Origin of the sequence: Streptomyces sp. NPDC002884, assembly GCF_040295245.1 — a bacterium.
Classification (GTDB): Bacteria; Actinomycetota; Actinomycetes; order Streptomycetales; family Streptomycetaceae; genus Streptomyces.
In genome coordinates this window covers 1-23,486 of record NZ_JBEOVB010000031.1, presented here as the reverse complement: position 1 = coordinate 23,486, position 23,486 = coordinate 1, and the positions used below count along the sequence as shown (strand labels likewise).

At 67.8% G+C, this 23,486-nt stretch carries 14 protein-coding genes; 5 read left to right on the top strand and 9 right to left on the bottom strand.

Annotated features, from left to right (window positions below; translation table 11 throughout):
• Positions 1-185: 185 nt before the first annotated feature.
• Together ABT070_RS36970 and ABT070_RS36965 are read left to right on the top strand one after the other, a co-directional pair.
• Positions 186-752, top strand: a complete 567-nt coding sequence (locus tag ABT070_RS36970; protein WP_351767286.1) for a hypothetical protein — start codon at positions 186-188, stop codon at positions 750-752.
• Positions 733-1,164 carry a hypothetical protein gene (locus ABT070_RS36965; RefSeq protein WP_351767285.1) on the top strand — a complete coding sequence of 144 codons (432 nt, stop codon included), beginning with the start codon at positions 733-735 and terminating at the stop codon, positions 1,162-1,164. Before ABT070_RS36970 ends, ABT070_RS36965 begins: the two co-directional genes overlap by 20 nt.
• 467 nt (positions 1,165-1,631) lie before the next feature.
• Here the strand turns inward: ABT070_RS36965 and ABT070_RS36960 are convergent, their stop codons facing one another.
• Positions 1,632-2,096 (bottom strand): hypothetical protein, encoded by a 465-nt coding sequence (locus tag ABT070_RS36960; RefSeq protein WP_351767284.1) that lies wholly within the window; start codon positions 2,094-2,096, stop codon positions 1,632-1,634.
• A gap of 746 nt (positions 2,097-2,842) precedes the next feature.
• Between ABT070_RS36960 and ABT070_RS36955 the strand changes: the two genes are divergently transcribed.
• From ABT070_RS36955 to ABT070_RS36945, 3 genes are all read left to right on the top strand, one after another.
• The gene (locus ABT070_RS36955; RefSeq protein WP_351767283.1) at positions 2,843-3,064 is read left to right on the top strand and encodes a hypothetical protein; all 222 of its coding nucleotides are present in this window, start codon (positions 2,843-2,845) and stop codon (positions 3,062-3,064) included.
• 330 nt (positions 3,065-3,394) lie between these two features.
• The gene (locus ABT070_RS36950; RefSeq protein WP_451102102.1) at positions 3,395-14,008 is read left to right on the top strand and encodes a LamG-like jellyroll fold domain-containing protein; all 10,614 of its coding nucleotides are present in this window, start codon (positions 3,395-3,397) and stop codon (positions 14,006-14,008) included.
• A 4-nt stretch (positions 14,009-14,012) separates the two neighbouring features.
• Positions 14,013-14,618: an SMI1/KNR4 family protein gene (locus tag ABT070_RS36945; protein ID WP_351767281.1), complete on the top strand. Its 606-nt coding sequence runs from the start codon at positions 14,013-14,015 to the stop codon at positions 14,616-14,618.
• 244 nt (positions 14,619-14,862) lie between these two features.
• On the opposite strand, the gene ABT070_RS36940 is transcribed toward ABT070_RS36945, so the two are convergent.
• The 8 genes from ABT070_RS36940 to ABT070_RS36905 form a co-directional block, all read right to left on the bottom strand.
• Positions 14,863-15,609 (bottom strand): transposase family protein, encoded by a 747-nt coding sequence (locus ABT070_RS36940; RefSeq protein WP_351767280.1) that lies wholly within the window; start codon positions 15,607-15,609, stop codon positions 14,863-14,865.
• Between the two features lie 527 nt (positions 15,610-16,136).
• Positions 16,137-16,991 (bottom strand): hypothetical protein, encoded by an 855-nt coding sequence (locus ABT070_RS36935; protein WP_351767279.1) that lies wholly within the window; start codon positions 16,989-16,991, stop codon positions 16,137-16,139.
• Entirely contained in the window at positions 16,978-17,334 is a 357-nt protein-coding gene (locus ABT070_RS36930; RefSeq protein WP_351767278.1) for a hypothetical protein, read from the bottom strand. Before ABT070_RS36930 ends, ABT070_RS36935 begins: the two co-directional genes overlap by 14 nt.
• 68 nt (positions 17,335-17,402) lie before the next feature.
• Complete coding sequence (locus ABT070_RS36925; RefSeq protein ID WP_351767277.1) at positions 17,403-18,416, bottom strand: NAD(P)H-dependent glycerol-3-phosphate dehydrogenase; 1,014 nt, start codon at positions 18,414-18,416, stop codon at positions 17,403-17,405.
• Complete coding sequence (locus tag ABT070_RS36920; RefSeq protein ID WP_351767276.1) at positions 18,413-19,285, bottom strand: class I SAM-dependent methyltransferase; 873 nt, start codon at positions 19,283-19,285, stop codon at positions 18,413-18,415. The genes ABT070_RS36925 and ABT070_RS36920 overlap by 4 nt, the downstream gene beginning before the upstream one ends.
• Positions 19,282-20,448, bottom strand: a complete 1,167-nt coding sequence (locus tag ABT070_RS36915) for a YcaO-like family protein (RefSeq protein ID WP_351767275.1) — start codon at positions 20,446-20,448, stop codon at positions 19,282-19,284. Before ABT070_RS36915 ends, ABT070_RS36920 begins: the two co-directional genes overlap by 4 nt.
• A complete protein-coding gene (locus ABT070_RS36910) occupies positions 20,417-21,685 on the bottom strand; it encodes a TfuA-like protein (protein WP_351767274.1) in 1,269 nt (422 codons plus the stop codon). Before ABT070_RS36910 ends, ABT070_RS36915 begins: the two co-directional genes overlap by 32 nt.
• Positions 21,686-22,781: 1,096 nt before the next feature.
• Positions 22,782-23,486, bottom strand: a 705-nt coding sequence (locus ABT070_RS36905) for a zinc-dependent metalloprotease (protein WP_351767273.1), incomplete at its 5' end; no start/stop codon positions are given.

Below are 23,486 nucleotides of genomic sequence, written 5' to 3'. Positions count from 1 at the left end.
AAAGCAAGCCGCCGGTGCGTATCCATAAGCACACACCGAACCATAAAACGATCATGGCCTTATGTGAGGAATCATCGATAAACAGCTTCCCGGGCTCCTCCCGCTAGAGTCGGCGGGACGACTCTGCAGGGCTGGCCTCTCCGGCGCCGGCACTGCCGGCGCGCGCTTCGAGAGGAGAAGCCGCCTTGATCCGTCCGCGGCGCTACAAGCGGAACCGGGAAGACCAACTCGCTGCACTTCGCAGCCAGTACAAGAAACAGGTCGGGCCTTTGAGGCTCTTCCTGCTCCTGGAGTGCGCGCCCCTGGTTGTCGATCCGCTCAAGATCGCAGACGAGGCATTCGGCCGTGCATTCCTGGAGCCGGATCGCGTCTTCACCTTCTGCGACATCCGGAAGATCGCCGAAGAAATCGTTCGCGAGAAGAGAGACGACGCCCGCGTACAGAAATACGCCGACTACAGACTTGAGGACGTGTTCGACGCCTACCTCGACGATGATTTGCAGCCCGTGCGGGAGGTGCTGCGGGCGATCGACGCGCTGAGCCTCGGAGAGCGGCGTGCAGTCGAAGCCGAACTGATCCATCTCCTCACCAGTGACGGCCTGACCGAAACCGTCGGGGGCTCCGCATCGACACGAAGGGGGCAGAAAGCGAAAGGCCTCGCCAAACTGGCCCGGGCGGAAGTCAACTTGTCTCTCCTGGAACCCTTTTTCTCCACCATGAGAGGAATGTGCAGTGGTCAGCAAGACGGATAACGACCTCGCCCTCATGCTCTACAGGTGCTACAGAAGCCTCCAGGCGCGCCTGGGCGACGACGAGGACGACCTCGACCGGCGCTTCGACAAGATCATGGAGAACGTCGGGCGCCAGCAGCGACGTGACGCCCGCAGCAAGTGCGCCAGCCTCCACTGTGCAGCCCACCTGAGCGCTCTGATGCGTCGCGCACGCACGTCCGCTCTCGGGCAAGCGGGCACAGGCGGCGCCGCGGCAGCCGTGACCGCCAAACTGACGCAGTTCGCCCAAGGCTGGGTCAGCCTCGGTGTCGCGATGGCAACGGGAGCACTGACCGCCGTCGCAGTCGTCGCCGTCATCGATGTCCGCAGCCTCAAACGAACGGGACGAGCACGCCGCCGAAGGGAGGATCCCGCGCCTTCCCCTCACCCCTGACGCCGCCTTTGCCGTCTGCGGACCAGAGCTCTGCGGCACCGATGTTCAGCGACATCGCCCTCTGCGAGGCGAACAGAAAACGGAAATCTGTGCCGAGCCAGCGCCGCACCGTGCCCTTCGGTATCGCTCACCTGGACGGCCCCGCGATCGGCGACCGCGCCGGGGCAGCGTAGCCACGAGGTAGCCCTCCTGCCTCAGTTAGTGCGCCGCGCCCGTGCAGAAGCAGTGGCCTGGCCGCCCGATCGGGAGGCTGGGTGAAACAGGCCGGGTTCGTGATCGGTGATCCCTTCCCTGGAGGGTTTTGCCAGCCCAAAGAGACACTCGCCCGTCATGTGTTTGATGGTGAAGGAAGGGCTGCAGGGCCTTGCCTGAGAACTCCTACGCGGTCACGGCGACACAGATCCGCAGGACTTGCAATTGCTCAGATTTTGGTACCGGCCTTCAAGCCGTCGCCATCACTGTCGACGTCAGGTGTCCTCGCGCATACCCATATCGGTGCGCATCGCTGTGCGTACGATCTTCAGAGCGCTGAGGTACTCGCGCATGTGGTCCGGGCCTTGGGCTTGGATGCTTACGCCCTCGATGACGAGGTCTCGCAAGGCCTTCGCACGCCGGTCGAAGTCCAGTGCCGGTGTCAGGACCGGCTGAGGGGCCAATACCTCAAGCTCGTAACGCGGGGCGTAGCAGCCGGCATACGCCGTGCGGGCCCGGTTCGCACGTTCTTCATCCGACATGCCTGAGGTGTCAGCAAGAATGCGAAGCTGAGCCCGAGTGTGGGCGTGTGCAGAAAGGAAGCGCGCATACAGGTCCTGCTTCGTTTTGCGGCGGTCGATGCGGTCCTCCCTGCGCTCTCTGCGGCGCTCGACGAGGAGGGCGGAGCTGAGGGCAATTACTGCACCGACAAGAGTTGCGAAGATAGGTAGCCACGTCATCTCGTGACGATAAGGCTGGCAGCGGCAGCACGGAGCGAGCACCACGTGAGACCAGTGCGCCGTTGGCCTGCGACGCTGACCAGCGGCCCTCGCTGGTCAAAGTTCGGTGAGTTTGGCCAGCCTTCAACAAGATAGGACAGACGGCTTGGAGGGAGCCGGAGGTTCGGCTGGCTCCTGCGTCTGAGCTGTGGGATCCCGAGGTGAGGCGGGAGAACGGGAGGCTCGTTGCGCCGCACCGCCGCTTCGGCGGCGAGGGAGGCGGTGGTCAGTTTGCCGTTTGGCGCGGAGCGGGGCACCGATCAGCAGGCCGTACACGGGCAGGGAGCCGTCAACCGACCGAGGCTCCTGCGCCCTGATCCTGGTCGGAGTGTGCTGGTGAAGGGCGGTAGACGACAAGCGGGCAGACCCCGCAGGCACGCGAGCCTTCCTGGGCGAACCACCGGCAGTCGGCCCGGATGGCGCATCGCGGCAGGCTTTCGTCGGATGCCTCGGGCATGTCGTCCGGCCTGGCAGTGATCAGGCGGCCGACGAGGGAGCAGTCCCGACCGCTCCAGTTCTGACAGCCGTCCTGTCGGCACCCGTCGGCGAACCGGAAGCGTGACTCGGGGTTGCCGTGCTGCCCGCAGGCGTCGACGAACTCTTGGTCGACGGGGAGGGCTGGGCGTAGGTATCCGCCACCGGTCCGCATGCCCTGGCCAGACCGTCTGCACGCTGCAGTGGGCGCCTACCGCACCCACCAAGCTGCCTTGGCCAGCTACCTTGCCCGCCCGCAGGCCACCCTCGGCGAGGATGCCCGGCCGCCGCACGGGCTGCTCTTGCCTGTGATGTACGACCGGCTCGTGTACGGACTGTTCGGCCTCGTCGGCCACGCCCTCGACATCGACCTCCATGACCACGCCGGCCTCGCCGACGACGTCCGGGACCTGTACGCGGAAGCCGGAGCGGCTTCGCCGCATCTGAAGGAATGAGTCCGTGGCAGTGCGGCTGATGATCAGCTCAAGACCACCACGTGTACGACGGCAACTGTGTGGTGGTCAGCGCGGGCCGACATCCTGAGCCGAACGATCTGCGGCTGCGGCTGAACGGGGGTCTTGGTGAAACGGCTCAGGTCAGTACCGCGCCCCGCGGGAGGTGTCGAGCTGGATGGTGGCACCAACAGGTCTCTGACCAGCGTGTTTTGCGTGCAATGTGGCGTGATCATGTTCACTTAGCCTTGTGAAATCTTGTGGATGTCTTGTGATTTGTTTGGAGATCCTTTAGGAATTGCCCACTCGTGATCTTTTGGGTGGGGGGATTCCGTGCGTCCGGCACGTCCGCTGGTTCTTGCTGTTGTTTTTGTCCTGGCCGTGCTGGCCGGGACCGACCAAGTAGCTTTCGCTGTGGGCCAGTCCACAGGCGTCGGTTCCGATGAAGCCCCCGACCAGCGGTGGGGTTCCGCCGCGGGACGCGGTCACACCGCGTCCGCGCAGGCCACGGATGCCTCCGCGAAGGGCGGGCGCGACGGGGCACTCACCGGGCGTGGCGAACTGCCGGCCGAACAGGCCGACGGCGTCACGCGGTTGCCCAGCACCGCCCGGACGCCCGAGCCCGGACAGGCCGTCGAGGTCGAGGCACCCAGCGCCGTCACTGCGCAGGGCTTCGACGCCAAGCGCAGCAAGGAGATGGCGGGAGAGCGCTCGGAGCGTGAGCGCACCTATCTCAATCCGGACGGCACCTACACCACCCGCTTCTACACGGAGCCGGTCAACTTCCGTGCCAAGGACGGCAGCTGGAAGCCCATCGACACCACTCTCGTACCCCAGGATTCGTCGGGGCCCAGCACGATGAGCGCGGGTGAGGAGGGCTGGGAGACCGGTTCGACCGAGGCGCAGATCGAGTTCGGCGGAACGGCCGACGCCGACCCGGTGGTGCGGATGCAGGTCGACGAGGGTGTCTCCGTCGGCTACGGCGTGGACGACGCGCACCCCGTGGCAGGGCAAGCCGAGGACAGCACCCTCACCTACGAGAACGCACGCCCCAACTCGGACGTGGAGTTCATCGCGGGCAGCGACTCGGTCAAGGAGACCCTGGTCCTCAAGGACGCCAACGCGCCCGCCGAGTGGCGCTTCCCGCTGGAACTGCAAGGCCTTACCGCGCAGCTCGACGCCCACGGCAATGTGGTGTTCGTCGACGCTGAGGGCGCCGTCCGTGCCTGGACCCCCGCCGGCTGGATGCAGGACTCGAACCTCGCACCCGACTCCAACGAGGGCGTGATCTCCTCCGGCGTCACCTACAGCCTGACTGTGGAGGACGGTCGACAGGTTCTGGTCGTCAAGCTCGACAAGGGCTGGCTGTCCGCGCCTGAGCGGGTCTTCCCCGTACGTGTCGACCCGTCGGTGCAGAGTGTGGCCGCCACCTCGGGCACGTACGTGGAGTACCCGTACACCACCAACTTCGCCTCCGACACGGTCCTGAAGGTGGGCACCTACGACGCCGGCAGTCACAAGGCGTCGGCGTTCCTGCGCTTCGCGGGGCTCGAGACGACCCTGAAGAACGCCTGGGTGGTCAGTGCCAACCTCGCGCTGTACAACACCTGGTCGCAGTCGTGCACAGCCCGGCCGGTGACCGTGCACCCGATCACCTCGAACTGGGCCGAGTCCACCACGTCGAAGTGGCCTGGGCCCTCGACGGGTGCCTCGCTGGCGTCGAAGAGCTTCGCGCACGGCTGGCGGCCCTCGGGCACGGAGACATGGTCCTGCGGAGCCGCATGGGAGACGATCAAACTCGGCGCCGCCGGCCGCAAGCTGGTCGACGACTGGACGCACGCCCGCAAGAAGAACTACGGCCTGGCCGTGAAGGCGTCGGCCACCGACTCCAAGAGCTGGAAGCAGTTCGGCTCCGACGACTACCCGGGCGGCAAGCCGAGCCTGGACGTCACCTGGACCAAGTACGGCGCCGCCTACTCGCTCGGCGACTTCACCGCCCCGGTCACCGCCACCACCGAGGGCGTCGAGAAGGTCACCGTCACCAACCAGGGACAGGCGACCTGGCCCGCGAACGGCAACTACAAGCTGCGCTACAACCTGTTCGACGCGGCGGGCAAGGAGATCACCGACAGCACGAAGATCCGCTGGACGGCGATGCCGCAGGCCATCTCGCCCGGCGAGTCCATCACCCTGGACGCGAAGGTCGCCCCGCTGACCCCCGCCACCTACACCGTCCAGTGGACGATGGAGGAAGTCGGCGTCAGCCGCTTCACCGCCGCCGGCGTACCGGGCGCCGCGGTCAGGCTCTCCGCGGTGAACATCCCGCCGCAGCTCACGGCGGAATCGCCCGGCAGCGGCATCACCGTGAACACCCTCACCCCGACGCTGTGGGCCAAGGGCACCGACGCGGACCGCTATCCGAAGGCGGCCCTGCAGTACTCCTTCGAGGTCTGCGAGGTCGAGGGCAGCAACCTGCGCAAGAACTGCAAGACCGGCACGCGCGGCGACGGCCAGCAGTGGGCGGTGCCGTCCGGCTGGCTGTCCTGGGACAAGACGTACGCCTGGTACGGGTACGCGTACGACGGCTCCGCCACCTCCACCCGTCCCGGTGCCGCGCTGCTGACCACGCAGGTCGCGCAGCCTGCCGTGACCAGCCATCTCGGCGGCGCCGACGAAGGCAAGGAGATCGGCACGCGTGACGGCAACTACGTCACGGCGGCGACCGATGCCGCACTGACCACTGTGGGCCCTGAGCTGTCGCTGACGCGCACCTACAACTCCCTCGACCCGCGCAGCGGCGGAGCGTTCGGCACCGGCTGGTCCACCCGCTGGGACATGCAGCTGCGCGAGGAACCGGCCACCGCGTCGGTCCTCATCACCCTGTCCGACGGCTCGCAGGCCAGGTTCGGCAAGAACGCCGACGGCACCTACACCGGCCCCTCCGGCGGTTCGCTCACCCTGGCCCGCCAGTCCACGGACTGGATCCTGCGGGAACGCTCCGGCGCCACCTACCGCTTCCTGGCCGGCGGTGTCCTCACCAAGATCAGCGACGTCGCGGGCCGCAGCCAGAGCATCACGCACGAGAGCGCCACCGCCGGTCCGGTGAAGAAGGTGACGGACGACCTGTCGGGCCGCTCCCTGTCGTTCGGCTGGACCGGCCAGCACGTCACCACCGTCACCACCAGCGCCATCGACGCCAACACACCGGGACTGGCCTGGTCGTACACCTACACCGGTGATCAGCTCACCAAGGTGTGCCCGCCGACGTCGACGACCAAGTGCACGATGTACGAGTACGCCACCGGCTCGGTTTACCGCAGCGGCGTGCTGGACTCCGCTCCCACGTCCTACTGGCGGCTCGGCGAGGCCGAGGGCTCCGTGGCCGCCAGCGAGGCCGTCTCGCGCACCGGCCTGAACGACGCGGTGCACCGCGACACCCTGCTCGGCGCGAGCTCGGCGATCGGGGGCACGGCGGACACTTCCGCGGGCTTCGACGGCGTCGACTCGGTCGTCGAACTGCCGGCGGACACGCTGAAGACGTCCGCCTTCCCGACCATCGAGGTGTGGTTCAAGACCACCACGGCGGCCGGTGTGCTCGTCAGCTTCCAGAACGCCGACGTGGGGGAGAAGCCCACCACCGCGCTGCCCGTTCTGAACGTCGACGGTGCGGGCAAGCTGCGCGGACGCTTCTACCTCTCCGGCGGCGCGTCCGCGGTCCCCATCACCTCACCGCAGGCGGTCACCGACGGCGCATGGCACCACGCGGTGCTCACGGCCGCCGCCAACACCCAGAGCCTCTACCTGGACGGCGTGAAACTCGGATCGATCAGCGGCGTCATCGCCGAACAGTCCCGCGAGTACGCCTTCCTCGGCGCTGGCTACGCCAACGGCGGCTGGATGGACATGGCCGCCGCCTGGTACCCGTTCACGGGCCAGATGGACGAAGTCGCCTTCTACGACCACACCCTGGACCCCGCGACCATCGCCGAGCACTACGCCGCACGCACCTCCGTCGGCCAGCTGACCAAGGTCACGCTGCCCTCCGGCCGACAGCACGCCACCGCGACCTACGACACCGTCAGCGGCCGCCTCACCGAGCACACCGACGACAACGGCGGCACCTGGAAGGTCTCCGCGCCCACCTACTCAACCTCCTCCTCCACCTACGCGGACACCATCCAGCGCAGCAACCCGACCGGCTACTGGCGCCTGGGCGAGCGCGGCGGCGCCGAAGCCGCCAGCCCCCTGGGCGAGGACCTGGCCGGCAGCTACCTGGACGGAACACACCTCGGCAGCGCGGGCATCTTTGCCGACGGCGACGACACCGCGGCGAGCTTCACCGGCGACGGCGCGGTCGAGATGCCGGCGGAGTCGCTGGGCACCAACACGGCCATGTCGCTCGAGCTGTGGTTCAAGACGACCGGCCCGGGAGTGCTGGTCAGCAACCAGGACGCCGACCTCGGCGACACCCCGACCGGCTGGCGGCCCATGCTGCTGATCGACTCCGCAGGCAAGCTCCGCGGCCGTCTCTCGGGCACCGGAACCAGCCTGCTGTCGAAAGAGATCCTCACCGACGACACCTGGCACCACGTCCTGCTCACCGGCAACGCCGGCATGCAGGCCCTGTTCGTGGACGGCGCCCTCCAGACCACCACAGCCACCGGCGTACCAGCGGACCGCTACGCCCACGTCTTCGTCGGCGGCGGCTACTCCTCGAGCGGCTGGGACGGGCAGGCCTCGGGCTACCGCAACTTCACCGGCCAGATCGACGAAGTCGCCTTCTACGACAAGCCGCTGGTGACCTTCACCCAGACCTCGGGCGTGTGGAAGTACGTCCCCGTGGCAGCGGGCCAGACGGACGCCCCCAACCAGCACATCCAGGCCCGCCGCAGCCTCGTCGCCGGGCGCGGCGACCAGTACGACGGTGTCACACTCGCCGACGCCCCGGCCGCCTACTGGCGCCTCGGCGAAGACGAAGGCACCGCCCTGGGCAGCGAGGTCGGCGGCCCCGGCATGAACGCCACCTTCCGCCCGGACACCGGCGCCACCTCGCAGCTCGACCAGAGCGGCGTGTTCGGCGCGGGCGACGACCGGGCCGTGAAACTCAGCGGCGGCGGCACCGTGCAACTGCCCGCCTCGACCCTGGCGGGCACCGCGGACATGTCCGCAGAGCTGTGGTTCCGCACCACCACCGCTTCAGGCGTCCTGCTCGCCTTCCAGAACGCCACCATCGGTCAGACCCCCACCTCCGCTCTCCCGGTGCTGAACATCGATGGAGCCGGCAAACTGCGCGGCAGGTTCTATCTGACCGGTGGAGTGTTCCCCGCGCCCGTCACCTCGCCCAGCGCAGTCACCGACGGCGCGTGGCACCACGTCGTCCTGACGGCAGCGAGCACCACCCAGAGCCTCTACCTGGACGGTGTGAAGCTGGGCTCGATCACTGGCGCGGTCGCCGACCAGAGCCGCACCTACGCCTACCTCGGCGGCGGCTACGCCAACGGCGGTTGGATGGATCAGCCCGCCGCCACTTACTACTTCAACGGCCAGCTCGACGAAGCCGCCCTCTACCGGGGCACCCTGACGGCCGACCAGGTCTCCGCCCACTACCGCGCCCAGGCCGAGGCCGCAGACTCGGGCCTGACCTCCACCGTGAAGGTCACCGACCCGCAGCAGCACACCAGCACCACCAGCTACGACGCCCTGCGTGGCCAGCGGGTCCTCGCGGCGAAGGACGCCACCGGCGCGCTCACCTCGTACGCCTACGACACGGCCGGCAACCTCCACACCGTCACCGACCCCAACGGCCACGCCACCGTCACCGGCCACGACGCGCGCGGCAACGTCGTCTCGAGCACGACCTGCCGGGACGCAGACTCGTGCTGGACGAGCTTCTCCTCCTACTACCTCAACGCCAGCGACCCGCTCGACCCGCGCAACGACAAACCGCTCACCCTCAGCGACCAGCGCTCGACCGACTACAAGGACACCCGCTACCGCACCCAGTACGCCTACAGCACGCTCGGCCTGCCCACCACGGTGACCCGCCCCGACTCCTCGGCCGCGACGACGACCTACACCGTCGGCACCGAGACGGCGGTCGGCGGCGGCACGGTCCCGGCCGGCCTGGTGCTCACGCAGACGACGCCGGGCGGCGCGAAGACGTCGTACCGCTACTACACGAACGGAGATCTGGCCGAAGTCACCTCGCCCTCAGGGCTGGTGACGTCGTACACGTACGACGGCTTCGGCAGGAAGACCGCCGAGAAGCAGGTCTCCGACACCTTCCCGGCCGGCGTGAGCACCACCTACACCTACGACGCGGCCTCGCACGTCATCACCGAGACCGGCGCCGGCATACAGAATGAGATCACCCAGGTCACTCACACGGCCGTGACCAGCCGCGCCTACGACGAAGACGGCAACCTGCTGTCGGAGTCGACGAAGGACACCACCGGCGGCGACCCGGAACGTGCTGTCACCTACCACTACGACACCCACGGCCTCAACGACAGCGCCACCGATGCCGAGCAGAACACCACCCAGTACGAACACGACGAACTGGGCCGGGCCGTCGGCATGACCGACGCCGCGGGCACCCACTTCACGTACACCTACACCGCCCGCGGTCAGCACGCCACCACGATCCTGGACGACTGGACGGGCGACCCCTCCGGGAGCACTCGCGACCTGACGGTGATCTCGAACGCCTACGATCCGGTCGGCCGCCTGGCGTCCGCCACGGACGCGATGGGCGCCACGACCGCCTACACCTATTACGACGACGGCCTCGCGGCCACCACCACCGCCAAGCAGGTCACCCAAGCCGACGGCACCCGCCACGACATCGTGCTGGAGTCCGACACCTACGACCCGGCGGGCAACCTCACCAAGCAGGTCACCGGCGGCGGCACGACCACCCAGACCTTCACGGTCGACGCGCTGGGCCGCACGCAGACGAGTGTGCTCGACCCGGCCGGCCTGAACCGCACCGCCACCTACACCTACGACGGCGACGACCGCGTCAAGGAACAGACGCAGACGATCGCTGGGACCAAGAAGCTCACCACGACCTCCGAGTACGACCCGGCGGGCAACGTCACCAAGCAGACGGTCACCGACGGCACCACCACCCACATCACCACCAGCACCTACGACGACCGCGGCCTGCCGCTGACGTCGGTCAGCCCGCGCGGCAACGTCACCGGAGCCGATCCCGCCGCGTACACCACCACCTACCGCTACGACGCGCTGGGCCGCCCAGTGCAGCAGACCTCCCCGGCCGTTCAGACCGAGGAGAACGGCGCAGCAGCCACCACGGCAAAGCCGACCACGCTCACCGGGTACAACACCTTCGGTGAGGCCACCGCCGCGCGGGACGCCCGCGGCAAGGTGACCCGCACCGAGGTCGACCGCCTCGGCCGCACCACCGCCGTCGCCCTGCCCGACTACACCCCGCCCGGCGCCACTACTGCCCTGACGGCGACCGCGCATACCACCTACACGGCGCTCGGTCAGCCGCAGACGGCGACGGACCCCCTGGGCCGCGTCACGCGCTACGCCTACGACCAGCTCGGGCAGCTGACCGCCCAGACAGACCCGGCCGCCGACGCCGCCACAGCTGTCGCGGCGGAAACCGACTCAGACCTGCTCAACCCCGAGAGTGCGGACGGCGGCGGAGTCACCCGCACCACCTGGACCCCCACCGGCCTCCAGCTCTCGGTCACCGACCCGATGGGCGCACGCACCGAAGCCACCTACGACGAACTAGGCCGCCAACTGACGGCAACTACCATCGAGCGTTACCCGACCAGCGCCAACCTGGTCAGCCGCTTCACGTGGAACGACGCAGGCAACCAGACCGCGTCGATCACACCGGCGGGCATCAGCACGACGAGTACCTACAACGCGGCCGGCGAGCCGAAAACGCTGACCGACCCAGCCGGCATCACCAAGTTCGACTACGACGGCCTGGGCCGCCAGACGGAGACCACGGACGCGACCAACCGCCGCACGACCACGGCCTACGACGCCCTTGGTGACATCACGGCCAGTACCGACTACGGCACCGGCACGACCGCCCTGCGTACGGCGGTCGCCGAGTACGACGCCGAAGGCAACCGTACGGCGGCGATCCCCGCCGGGAGCAAAGCCCGATCGACGTACGTGTACGACGCACTGGGCCGCACAACGACCCAGACCGAACCGGTCACCGCCACCACATCGATCACGACGACACTCGGCTACGACGCCGCAGGCAACCTCACCCGACTGACGGACGGCCGCGGCAACAAGACCGTCTACACCTTCAACAGCCTGGGCCTGCCCGAGTCGACGATCGAGCCGTCCACGACCGCACACCCGAATGCGGTAGACCGCACCTGGACGACCGTCTACGACAAGGCCGGCCAAGCGGTAACCGAACTCCTGCCGGGCGGAGTGAAGCGTGAGCGCACTTATGACGGCCTCGGCCGCCTGACGAGAGAGACGGGCACAGGTGCCGAGGCTACGACCGTCACCCGCACCCTCGGATACGACCTGACCGGCCGCCTGACCTCGATCGCTACTGCGGACGGCCTGACCCGCAACACCTACACCTACAACGACCAGGGAGCGCTGCTTACCGCCGCAGGCCCGGGCGGCACCTCCGCGTACGCCTACAACGCCGACGGCAGCATGACGCAACGCACCACCACGGCAGGCACCACCGACTACACCTACGACGCCGCCGGCCGCATCGACACCGTCCAGGACTCGATCACCGGCAACAACGTCCTGTACGACTTCGACGCGGCAGGCCGCCCCAGCCTGGAGCAGTACGCCACCAGCCCGACAGGCACAGCGCCGTACACAGTCACCGCCAAGCGCACTTACGGCTACGACGAGCTGGGCCGCCTGAACACCGACGCCGTCACGTCGGCGGACGGTACGACGAGCGTGGCCTCCACGACGTACGGCTATGACCTGGACGACAACCTGACGTCAAAGAAGACCACGGGCACGGCTGCCGCGGGCAGCAACACCTATACCTACGACTACGCGAACCGCATGACGTCTTGGACGAAGGACGCCACGGCAACCACGTCGTACGAGTGGGACGCGGTGGGCAACCGCACTAAGGCCGGCTCTACGATGGCGACCTTCGATGCCCGCAACCGCCAGCTGACGGACGGCACGACGACCTACACGTACACCGCACGCGGCACCCTGTCCTCGACCAGCACTGGTGGTGGTACGGCCCGTTCCCTGACCTTCGACGCCTTCGAACGCAAGATCACCGACGGCGGCGCAACGTACGCATACGACTCTATGGACCGCGTCCAGACCCGAGGCTCGACGACCTTCACCTACGACGGAGGCTCCAACAACCTCGCCAGCGACGGCACAACTGACTACAACCGCGCGCCCGAGGGCGCCCTGCTTTCTCTCTCCACGGGCGCGACCAAGCAGTGGGCTCTCACCGATCAACACACCGACCTGATCGCCGGCCTTGCGACGAACGGTACGTCGGTGACCGGCTCGACGTCTTACGATCCCTTCGGCAAGGAAACGGCGACCAACGGCTCCACCCCGGCCGTCGGCTACCAGTCCGGCTGGACCGACCCGGTGAGCGGCGAGGTCAACATGGCGGCACGCTGGTACCAGCCGGAAACGGGATCCTTCGGATCACGGGACACATGGCAACTGGACCCGATGCCATCCGTCCAGAGCAACCGATACACCTACGCCAACGCCGCCCCCCTCAACTCCATCGACCCTCTTGGGCACGAGACCAGATTCGCCACCAGAGGAACGGCAACCTCACGCCCAGCGTGGCACGGCACCAACTCCGGGGGGAACCGGTACTATGGCGCCCTCTCCACATATCGGATGCTCAGGAAACGAAGTCCGATGGGATACCTCGCGGGCAAAGCGATCGAGCGCTTCCTGGACCGCCCCACTATCACCATCTTCCAACCCCGGGCCACTCCGCGGAACGGCGGAACCGCGAGCCAGCCTGCCGGCTATTCCGGCCTCGTCGACACTGGATACGAACACGGCCGTGGGCCGGGCACCGGTACCGGCACGGGCGGCGGCAGGGGCGGCGGTCACGGCACGGGCGGCGCGGGCAGCGGCAATTGCCGGAACGGCTGCGTGATCATCCCGCCGGCACCACCGATCGACCAGAACCCCAACAACGGTCCGAACCCGACGGCGGCTCCGGCGCGGGGCAAGCCCAAGGCTGACTGGGATCCCACCATCGGTAACTGGGACGCGAGTAAGGGCTGGGATGCCGTTCTCGAAGCTACTGACATGCTTGGGCTGTTGAGCGATGGCGAGTATGAGCCGGATGACGTTCGCGTACTGGTGCCTGTCCCTGTCAACAAAGCAGGAGGGAAGAACGGCGGTCGTGAACGCGTAGATAACAAGTGCGATGCGGGCCCCGGAGTGAGCCCGACGGGCCACGCCGTGTACTTGCCTCGTGAGCGGTACTACGACACTTTCGAAGAGCGCTACGAGTGCCGCGCGACGGGCGTGTACGGTCTCCTCGACGGCAGCGACTACAACAAGGGCCGGCTCGCTCCGGGGACCAACACCAACAGTTCCACGCAGCCTCCCGGTATGAACGAGATCCGTTCTGAAGGCTACGACCCCGCGAATGGACACCTCATCCCTGCGGCAGCATCGGGTTCTGGAATCGACCTACGTAACTTGGTGGCGGAGTACGAGAAGACGAACACTCCATACCTCAACTACGGTGTTGAGAAGGAGATCAGAAATGCAATCAAGTCCGGTAAGCGCCTGGCGATCTCCGTGATTCCACACTATGGGAACAGTGGCAGTGGAATTCCCACTGAAATCGAGTACAACTACGGAACCGTAGAAGGCGGAAAAATGAAGCATTGCGTGATAACGCAATCGCCTACTGGCGGCACTACGCGTGGCAGTGTAGATTGTCCGAGGGTGTGACTGAATGCAGGAGAATTATCTCGCGCGCGTGCTGGATATGCTCGGTGGACCGAAGGTGCGGGACCGTAACTCGCTAGCATGGCGCGATCTTGAGGGTGAGCTTCGCGTAAATCTTCCAGGGGACTACAAGGAAATCATCGAAGGTTACGCGCCTGTTCTGCTAAACGGTCACCTTTCACTTAAGCATCCAGCGACCGAACGGTGGAATTTGGGTGAGTGGATTTTTAGTACAGCTGAAGCCTGGTCTCAGATCGAATGGGACGAGGGGGAGCCTGAAGGAGACCCGAGAATCTCACTCGGTACAGCCGAACTGGCATTCGGCACTCCAGATGGGCTAATTCCGATCGCTTCCACTGACCGAGGAGAGACTCTTTTCTATGCACCTCGAGGAATGCGAGGGAAGGGGTCCATCTTCGTTGAAGACGGTGAGGGCGAGTTCTTCGAGTACTCGATGACGTTCAGTGAGTGGTTGTATCGATGGCTGATCGGCGAGGACGTGGCAGGTCCGAGTAGCAGTGCTTTCTATCCCGGACCTGTGGCGCTGAGAGACCTGCCCGTCGACTCTAACGAACGTCCGGAGGTGCGTTATGGGCCGCCCCGTGGAATGTGACCGCCTGGCTCCCACCTTTGGCATTGGCAGCCAGGCAGGCGTAGCTGGTTCGTTGCCCTAAGATCCCCGGAGCCGCGAGATTACGCAGCACATCGATCTTCTCGCCCGCTTGATGCCGCCTCACCCAGGTACCGGGGACCCAGTTGACTGGGGCCTGTTGGAGCAGAGTTGGGGAACACAGTTCCCCAGCGACTACAAAGAATTCATAGCCCGCTATGGAACGGGCGCCATCAGTGAACCTCTTTCATCCTGAATAGTCGCAGGTCAAGAGTGTGTGGATGGCTTGGACGACGGTGCCGATACGCCGGGTGGAACATCGGGCTCGCCGTAAGAGTCGCCAGGACTTCAGCTGCGCGAAGGCGCGTTCGCCGGGAGCCCGCAGCAGGGCGTGATCGCGGTTGAACTCCTGGTAGTGCTCGGGCTGTTCGTTGTGGCGGTAATAGGGAGTGCGGACAGTGGCGCCGGCACCCTGGTAGGCCCGGTCCGCGAGGACGAGGATCTGTCGGGTCAGGCACGCTTGGATGATGCCGTGGGCGCGGGCCGCGGTGAGGTCATGGGTACGTCCCGGTGTCGCGCGTGAGAACCACAGCGGTGTGCCGTCCGGGGCCGCGATGACCTGCACGTTCATGCCGTGCTTGCGGTGCTTCTGTGAGTAGTAGGGCTCATCCGCCTTGATGCGGTCGGTCGGGATGAGCGTCCCGTCGACGATGACGAAGTCCCCCTCGCCCAGCCCGACCAGGGCCTCGTGCAGGCCCGGCGCCCAGGCGGCCAGAACCTCAAGCGTCTCGTCGACGTAGCGCCAGGCCGTCGCCTCCGACACCCCGAACCCGGCGCCGACCTGTGCGAACGTCTCGTTCTTCCGCAGATGGGCCAGGGTCAGCAGAGCCTGCTTGAAGCAGCTCAACTTCCGCCATGGTGAGCGAAGTTCACGCCTTCGGGTGTAGACGAGCCAGGAGACATGCTCGACCAGCTCGTACGGGACGTCGAGCATGGAAGGATACGGAACCAACGAAGCCCCCCGGCCGTCGGCGTGAGATCACCACACCAACGACGAGGGGCTTCGCCACGTCACCACCACGCTGACCAGCCTGTTTCACGCCTCCCTGACCAGGCAGGTGATGGCGCTCTCCTGCTCACAGTGACTGGCCAGGACGTGCCAGGTGGACACACGTCATTCGATCGTGCTGGGGAGCCGCCTATTTTCTGGGCGGGGGAACTTCGCGGGCGCGGGATCCCTGGTCTGGCTTGGATCGGCTCCGGTCCGGAAATGGCCGAAACGCCGACACTGTGAGCAACAAGCCGTAGAGGGCATCACCTTGACCGGTTCGGATCAGCTGCCGGTGAAGACTGACCTGCGGCATCAGCGACATGACGGCGACCAAGTCTGCTCAGTTGGATTGGCTCGGCCGATGCAGAGGCGTTCCCAGACTTCGGCGGAGACCGACGTAGCGTCCCGCAGGGCCTGTTCCAGAAGGGCAGGGGAATGACCCCTTCAGGGGTCGGCCGCGGCGACAACGGTCAGATGGCAAAGGCGACGTAGGTGCCGAGGGTGAGGCCGGAGAAGGTGACGAGCTGGCGGGGCTTGAGGCAGGTGAAGGCGGCGTGCATGGTGATGCCGGCGACGGCCGCATACGGCATCGTCTGTGGGATGAGCAGTGTGGGTGGCAGCGCGATCTCCATCGTGATGACGATGGCCGCCACGACGCGCCAGAGACGGACGTCGCGGGTGGTGAGGTTGCCCGCATTGCGATAGACGAAGCCGGGGACGGCGTACTGGCGCCGGTAGGGGAGCTGGTTCCTGATCTGGGCGTAGGTGTGGATCCACTGGGCGAGGTAGAGGCCGCTGCGGAACTGGGGGCTGCGGAGTTTCTGCCAGGCGCTGTTCCAGTAGACGTCGGTGGTGATCAGCACAAGGAGGCACTGGGCCCACGTGTTCGCTGTGCTGGATCCGTGCTCGGCCAAGGGACCATGGCCGAGGTCTTGGGCGAGGAGAAGGCTGCTCCCGGTCAGCAGGGTGTAGCGGACGGCGTTGGGGCTCTTGAGGTACAGCAGTTCCATAGCGGCACCGGCCAGGGTCACGATCAGGGCGGGGCGGGGTGCGGGGCCGAGTGCCAGGGCGAGGGCGGCACAGGTGCGGATGATCAGTGCGGGCCGGTAGATGGTGGTCAGGAGGCGGGCGCGGGTGGGACCGAGGCGTTCTTCGGCGAGAGCCGCGCTGAGTGAGCCGGGGGTGAGGCGGTCCCAGCCGCCCTGGCCGAAGGCGAGGACGAAGCGCAGAGTGAGCACCGTGGCGAAGATGATCCGGAACCACTGGACGTGTCCGGGGTTGGTCGGGTGTTGGAAGCCGGAAGCGACAGTGTCAAAGAACCACACGGCCGGCCCTCACTTCCACGGTGTGCTCACCGTGAGCGGACAGGACGCGGCCGTGGCCGTCGATCCGGTCGTACCGGCCGTTTGCGGTGAGGTGGTTGAGGATCGTCTGGAGCTGGGGCGGGCCAAGAATGAAGGAGCCGGGGGAGAGGTGGAGGTAGACGTTCACGGGCTCGGCGCGTCCGTCCTTGGTCGTGCCGGTGAGCGTGATGATCGTGAATGTGGCCCGGCAGAACATCTTCCAGCGCAGCCAGCGGCCGGGCAGGGGGGTGAAGCCGGTGATCATCCACCCCGTCAGGGTGACGGTGACGGCGATCTGTAGGGCGGACAGCACGGATGTGTGCATGGGTGGGAACCTCCGGTGGGGAGGGCGAAGGTGAAGAAGGGCGGCCCCGTGTCGTGGGGCTGCGGGCGTCAGTGCTCGGGCTTGGGGGGCCGCTGCATCAGCGTGGCCGCGGCCTCGTTGAGGGTGACCTTTGCGTGCAGCAGGTCGGAGATCACTTGTGTGATCGGCATTTCGACGTCGTGGGCCTGGGCCAGGGCGAGGATTGCTTGGGCGGATTTGACGCCTTCGGTGGTCTGCCGGGTGACGGCGGTTGCTTCTTCGACGCTCAGGCCCCGGCCGAGGTGGGTGCCGAAGGTGCGGTTGCGTGAGAGCGGGGAGGAACAGGTGGCCACCAGATCGCCCAGGCCGGACAGGCCGGCGAGGGTGGCTGGGTGGGCGCCCATTGCGGTCCCCAGCCGGGTGGTCTCCGCGAGCCCGCGGGTGATGAGCATGGCCGTGGAGTTGTCGCCCAGTCCCATGCCGGAGGCGATGCCGACCGCGAGGGCGATGACGTTCTTCACCGCGCCGCCCAGCTCGCAGCCGGTCACATCGGTGCTGGTGTAGGGGCGGAAGTATGAGGTGTGGCAGGCCTGCTGGAAGCGGTGGGCGGCGTTCTCGTCGGCGCAGGCGACGGTGGCTGCGGCGGGCTGGCCTTCCATGATCTCGCGGGCCAGGTTCGGCCCCGAAAGCACCGCGACCCGCTGCGTACTGACGCCGGCCACCTCGGTGATGATCTGGCTCGCCCGCAGGTGGCTGTCCTGCTCGATGCCCTTCATCAGGGACACGATCACTGTCTCGGGTCCGATGTGCGGCGCCCACGTGGCGAGGTTCGCTCGCAGGGTCTGCGCCGGGATGGACAGCACCATGAAGTCCGCGCCGTCCAGCGCGGCAGCCGGATCGGTCGTCGCGGTCAGGGCAGCGGGCAGTTCGACGTCCGGGAAGTAGCCGGGGTTGCGGTGGCGGGTGTTGATCGCGTCGGCGATTTCGCTACGGCGGGCGTGCAGGACCACGCTGGTGCCGGCGTCGGCCAGGATTTTTGCTGCGGCGGTTCCCCAGGACCCGGCCGAGAACACCGCAGCACGGGCCTGACGATGCTGGGTCACTGCGGATTCCTCTCATCGGGGCGACGGCCGGGCCCGGTCATCGTATCGACCGCACCGGGCCCGGCCTGGTCAGGCACGGAGCGTCGTAAGGTCAGCAGAACCGCGCGTCGGCCAGGAAGTGTGGGAAGTACGCGGTGTGCCTCGCGCAGCATGTTGTGTGCCTGGTCCTCGCCCAGCTCGCACTGCAATGCATCGGCGTGGGAGATCCAGAGCTGGTAGAGCCTTGCCCATGCCGCGGGTTCGGCGGGACGCTCGTCCACGTACTCGACCGTGAGGCCGGCGGCGCTCGCCAGCTCCTGCCAGGCCGGTTCCGCGCTGCGGCGCAGTGACCACGTCATCACGAGCCGTCCGCCCGGCACCAGGACGCGGCCGAATTCGCGCAGCGCCGCGCCCCGGCCACCAGCGAGCCCGAGGGCGTCCACGCACACGATCCCGTGGACGCCCGAGTCGGGCAGGCCGGTGTCCTCCAGCGCGGCGACGCGGAAGGCGGCCCGCTCTGCGGGCAGGCCGAAGCGGGGGCGGCGGGCGGCGGCCTGGGCGACGGCAACGGCGGACAGGTCGAAGCCCACCAGGCGCAGGGACAGTGCGCGGGCCAGCCACAGGCCGATGCCACCGGTGCCGCAGCCCGCGTCCATGAGGAGTCGGCCGGAGGGGATCTGTAGCCGTGCGGTCATCAGACCCAGCAGGGACCAGTCGCAGGAGCTCGAGGCGCCAACCTCCGTCGGGTACTCGGCTCCCATCGCCTCGGCGTACAGGCGGGCGACCAGGTCACTGCGGGCGCGGGCGCGGTGGAAGGCGTCGTACTGGGCGGCGAGGCCTGCGCCGGGAGCTGGCGGCGCGCCGGGCACCGCTGTGGTCGTGGCGTTCATCGGGGCATCGACCTCCTGATCCGCGAGCGGGTGCCTGGGCAGACGGTGTGCACAGCATGAACAGGACTGTCCGGTGCGGAGAGGTCCAGGGCGACCGGCTCGTGTCCGGTGACGTGCATGATCCGCCGGGCTACGTCCCCCACCTCGTGGGTGAAACCCTCATCGGACCCGGTGAAGTGGCTGGTGGCGTCCGGCCACGATGCCAGTCCCGCGGTCCTAGCCGGACGGTAGAGCGGGGTGCCGAAGCTGCCGGGCTCACTGGACAGGTCGTCACGGGTACCGGCGATGGCGGTCAGCCGGGATTGCGCGGCCTCGGTCAGAGCCCGGCTCAGCGCGATCGCAGGGCTGCGGTGACAGCCGCCGCCGGCGAAGACCACGGGGTAGTCCTCCGACCATAGATAGGCGACACACACCGGCAGCCCGTACGGGCCGTCCACCAGCGCGATCTCCAGCGCCATGCCCGCCGTCAGGATCCGGCCCATCACCTCTTGGCTATGGGAGTCGGCGACCGTGCCAGGCGCGATCAGGGTGCGCCGCTGCCCACCCGCCTGCCCGTCCCGGTACAGCACATCGCGTTCCACCACCTCGAACAAGGCGTGCAGTAGAGCTTCGTCGCGGGTGTTGCCGCACGCCAGGCCGGTGCTGGTCGCTCGCAGCAGATCAGGGCTCCACTGCGGTCGCTGCGCCCGGCGCCGGACCACATCCACCGGCATCAGCACCTTCTCTCCGCTGAGCAGGGCGGTGCCAGGGGTCCATTCCCACACCATCTGCGTCAGGAGGTCCTCGGGGCAGGGGATGGTCAGCGGCAGCGCGGCAACCGGGCTGTCAGGGGCGACGTCGATGGCCGGCCCGTACGCCGCGACAGGCAGCGGTTGCTCGACGTGCCACAGCTCGATCGCCTCCATCACCGCCGACAGCTTCGCCAGCAAGGCCGTGGCGCCCTTGCCCTGAGACGTGCTCAGGGTCCGCGAAGCGGGCCGGATTGCCGTCCACACCGGCAGTCCGATGCAGTCCAGGCCGCTCAGGTCCGCGACCCGAGTGATGCCGAACTCCGGCAACACACCTGCCACCGCCTCCCACGTCTCCTCCGGCGCGCGAGCCCGTACCGTGCCCGGCAGCGCCACCAGGCCGTCACCGCGTAACACCGGCCGCCTCCGTCCCATCGGTTATCTCAACCTTTTCCTGAAGCAGCCCGGGCACGAGCCGTTTGGTCTCGGTGACGGCACGCGCTGCGCAGACCAGCCCACGCGCGGACGCTTCCGCATCGAACTCCTCCTCAGGGCACTGCCACACCTGCAGCAGGAGGTGGCGGGCGAGGTCGTCGGGTACCGCCGCGGTCTGGAATCCGGGACGGCTGGCGCGGGCCCGTGCGAGGGCGTCGGCATACTGCGCGACCGCCTGACGGTCCAGATCGGTCTCGCCAGCCAGCAGCAGGGACACGGTTTCCTCGTCTCTGAGGTCGACCGCGGGGTGGAAGACGCGGTCGGCGGGCAGGCCACTGCCGGTGGCCCGCGCCAGCCGCTCCGCAACCGGCAACCCCGGCCTGCCGCCGGTGGGGCGGAGGGAGCGGTGCTCGAGGTAAGCGGTCCAGGTGGTGCGGAACTCCGGGTCGAACACCTGCTGGTAGACGAGGCGGTCCTCCGTGGACAGCTCCAACCCGTCCACGAGAGTGCGGGCGAAGGCGTTGGACCATCGCCGGAAGTACGTGGTCTCCCACAGCGCGGGTGTGAGCGCGGCGGCGGCCTGTTGCACCGGGCCGTCATCGAGTGCGGCGCTGATCGCTGCCAAGGCGTCGGCGCGTTTGACGTCGCCGAAGTGTTCGTCCTGCATCCGCTGCCGGGCCAGCCAGTCGGCAAACTCACTCTCACCCTGGCGGCGGCACACGGCCCGGACAGCGGCCCATGTGCGCTGCGGGTAATAGATCGCGCGCAAGGCCGCCAGCAGCCGGTCGGCCCGCGCGATGCCGAGGACCCCGGCAGACCGGGCTAGTTGAAGGACAGACCGGAGATTGACCACCGGCCACGTCAGCGCAGCGAACTCCCCGTCCGGGGCCTGACCGACCGCCACCTCGTCGTCACCGTCGATCTCCCCACGGACGTAGGCGGCGTAGACGCGGCCGACACCGAGCATCCCGAAATCCGCCAGTTCGGCCGCCCGCAGAGCACCGATGCTCGCAGCCCCGACCACGCGGACTCCCCGGCCTACCGCGGCCAGAATCTCCTTGTGGCGCAGCGCCGGCGCCTGGTGGTACACCCCATCAATGATCACTGCCGTGTCACCGCTGCGGATCGCGGCGTCGAAGAGACCTCCATGTCCAACCGGCGGCCACACCTGCACTCCCGGCGCGGCGAGCTGGGGCTCGGACCGGGTAAGCGTCGGTCCGACGAACACATGGATCACTGCAACCTCCCTAGAAGACGAAGCGGGGGGCGCCCCTCCCGCGGGCCACGGACAGGGCCGCTGAGCAGAGGAGGGGCGCCCAGGTCAGGACATGAGAGAGGACTACTCCTCGTCCTCGACGTCGACCGCAACCACGACAGCCGCGCTGATCTCCTCCGGCTCCTCCGCGGACACGGCGGCGGCGCCGGACTTGGACTGCTCCATGGGCTTCTCCTTCGTTGTTCTCGGACGGCGCGGGCCGACTGCCCGTACCGGTGACACCACGGGCCCCAGGGGTCTCGCCCCGGGCTCCGCCTGCCCGTCCCTGAGCGGGACGGGAAGCCTGCTGTTCATCCCCGACTGGAATCTCGGCCTGCACGAGTTGCATGGCTTGGATGCGAGGCGCCGATAGCGCGCTGATGTCCACGCCGCTCTCGTCGGGCTTGGTGATCAGCGCGGACTCGGCGTCGTAGCTCTGGACCATCTCCACGGCGGACGCGACCAAGGACGGGGCACTGTGCGGAAGGCGACCACAACGCGCGAGTTACGGACGACTCCTTTCTCGATGAGCCGTTGCACCAACTCGTTGCGCAACTCCTGCGCGGAGACAGGAGCAGCCTGGAGGCCGTCATGGGCAACGGCAGCGACGTTGTTCACGTCCCGTCTCCTCTTCGGCGCCCGTGCGTCGTGGGGCGCTGGGCTCGTGGAGAGGTGATTTCGATGCTGTCGAAGGCCAGCGGTGCGGGCGAAGCACCCTCTTGGTTGGCGGAAGCAGCGTGATCACTTGAGATCCCAGCCCTGCGCGGCGAGACCGCACGGGCGGACGGCGCCGGGCTGGGACTGGCCCCCGTTCCCTGGACCACCGTCCGGTCCGGGGAACGAGGGGGCTGGGGTGCTGCGCCAGGAAGGAGGAAGGCGGGATGGTCGGGCCGCACCGTTGTGGTCCTTGGTCTGCGTCGCGGATATCTGTCGGTGGTGGCCACCCGGCGCGGGGGCGGCTGCGGCGCGCTCACAGAGGGGAGGGCGCGTCGAGCCGTCGTCCCCGCGCCGGGCGGGTGCCCCGCGCTGCTCGGCATGGGGGTGCCTGGGGCGGGACGTCAGGGGAGGGCAGGTCCCGTCATCTGAATCGGCGTATCCACCCGATGGGTGTGCTGGCCTCATCGCGGGTGGGGACGAGGTCGGGGCGGTGCCAGACCTGGTTGAAGGCGTCGAGGCCGTGGGTGGTGACGATCTCTTCCACGCTGTCGACGGCCTTGGTGAAGTACTCCAGCGTCTCGGCGCGGTGAGGGTTTTCGGCCAGGTCTTTGTAGCGGTGGGTGGCGTGCGGGCTGATGTCCTTCAGCGACACCGGGGCGCCGAGGAGTTTCGTCGTGATCTGCCGGTCGGCCCAGTAGGCGTGTCCTTCCACGAGGAAGGCGTAGTCGCGGTCGGCTGTGCCCCGCAGCTCCGGGTAGTAGCTGTCCTGTAGCCGCCACATCGCACCGTTGTCCGTGGCGTGCTGGGCGACGTGGGTCAGCTCGTGGCAGATGACCTTGGTGAGCACGGCCGGGTTGTTGAGCCGGCCGGCTTCGTGCATGGACTGGGGCAGGATCACGAGCTCGATCTGGCCGGGGTGGAAGTCGACGACCTGAGCGCCGATCAGACGCCAGGCCCGGTGCCGGGCGTTGCATTGGAGGTAGTGCTGGACCTTCGCTTGGCGCTTGCGGCGTCGAGGTGCGTGCAGCTCACGGGCTTCGGCCCGCAGCAGTTGTGCGCTGCGGCGCTGGTGCGCCTTGAGCCATGCGCGTGGGGACATGGTCCGGATGACCACCGTGTCGGGCAG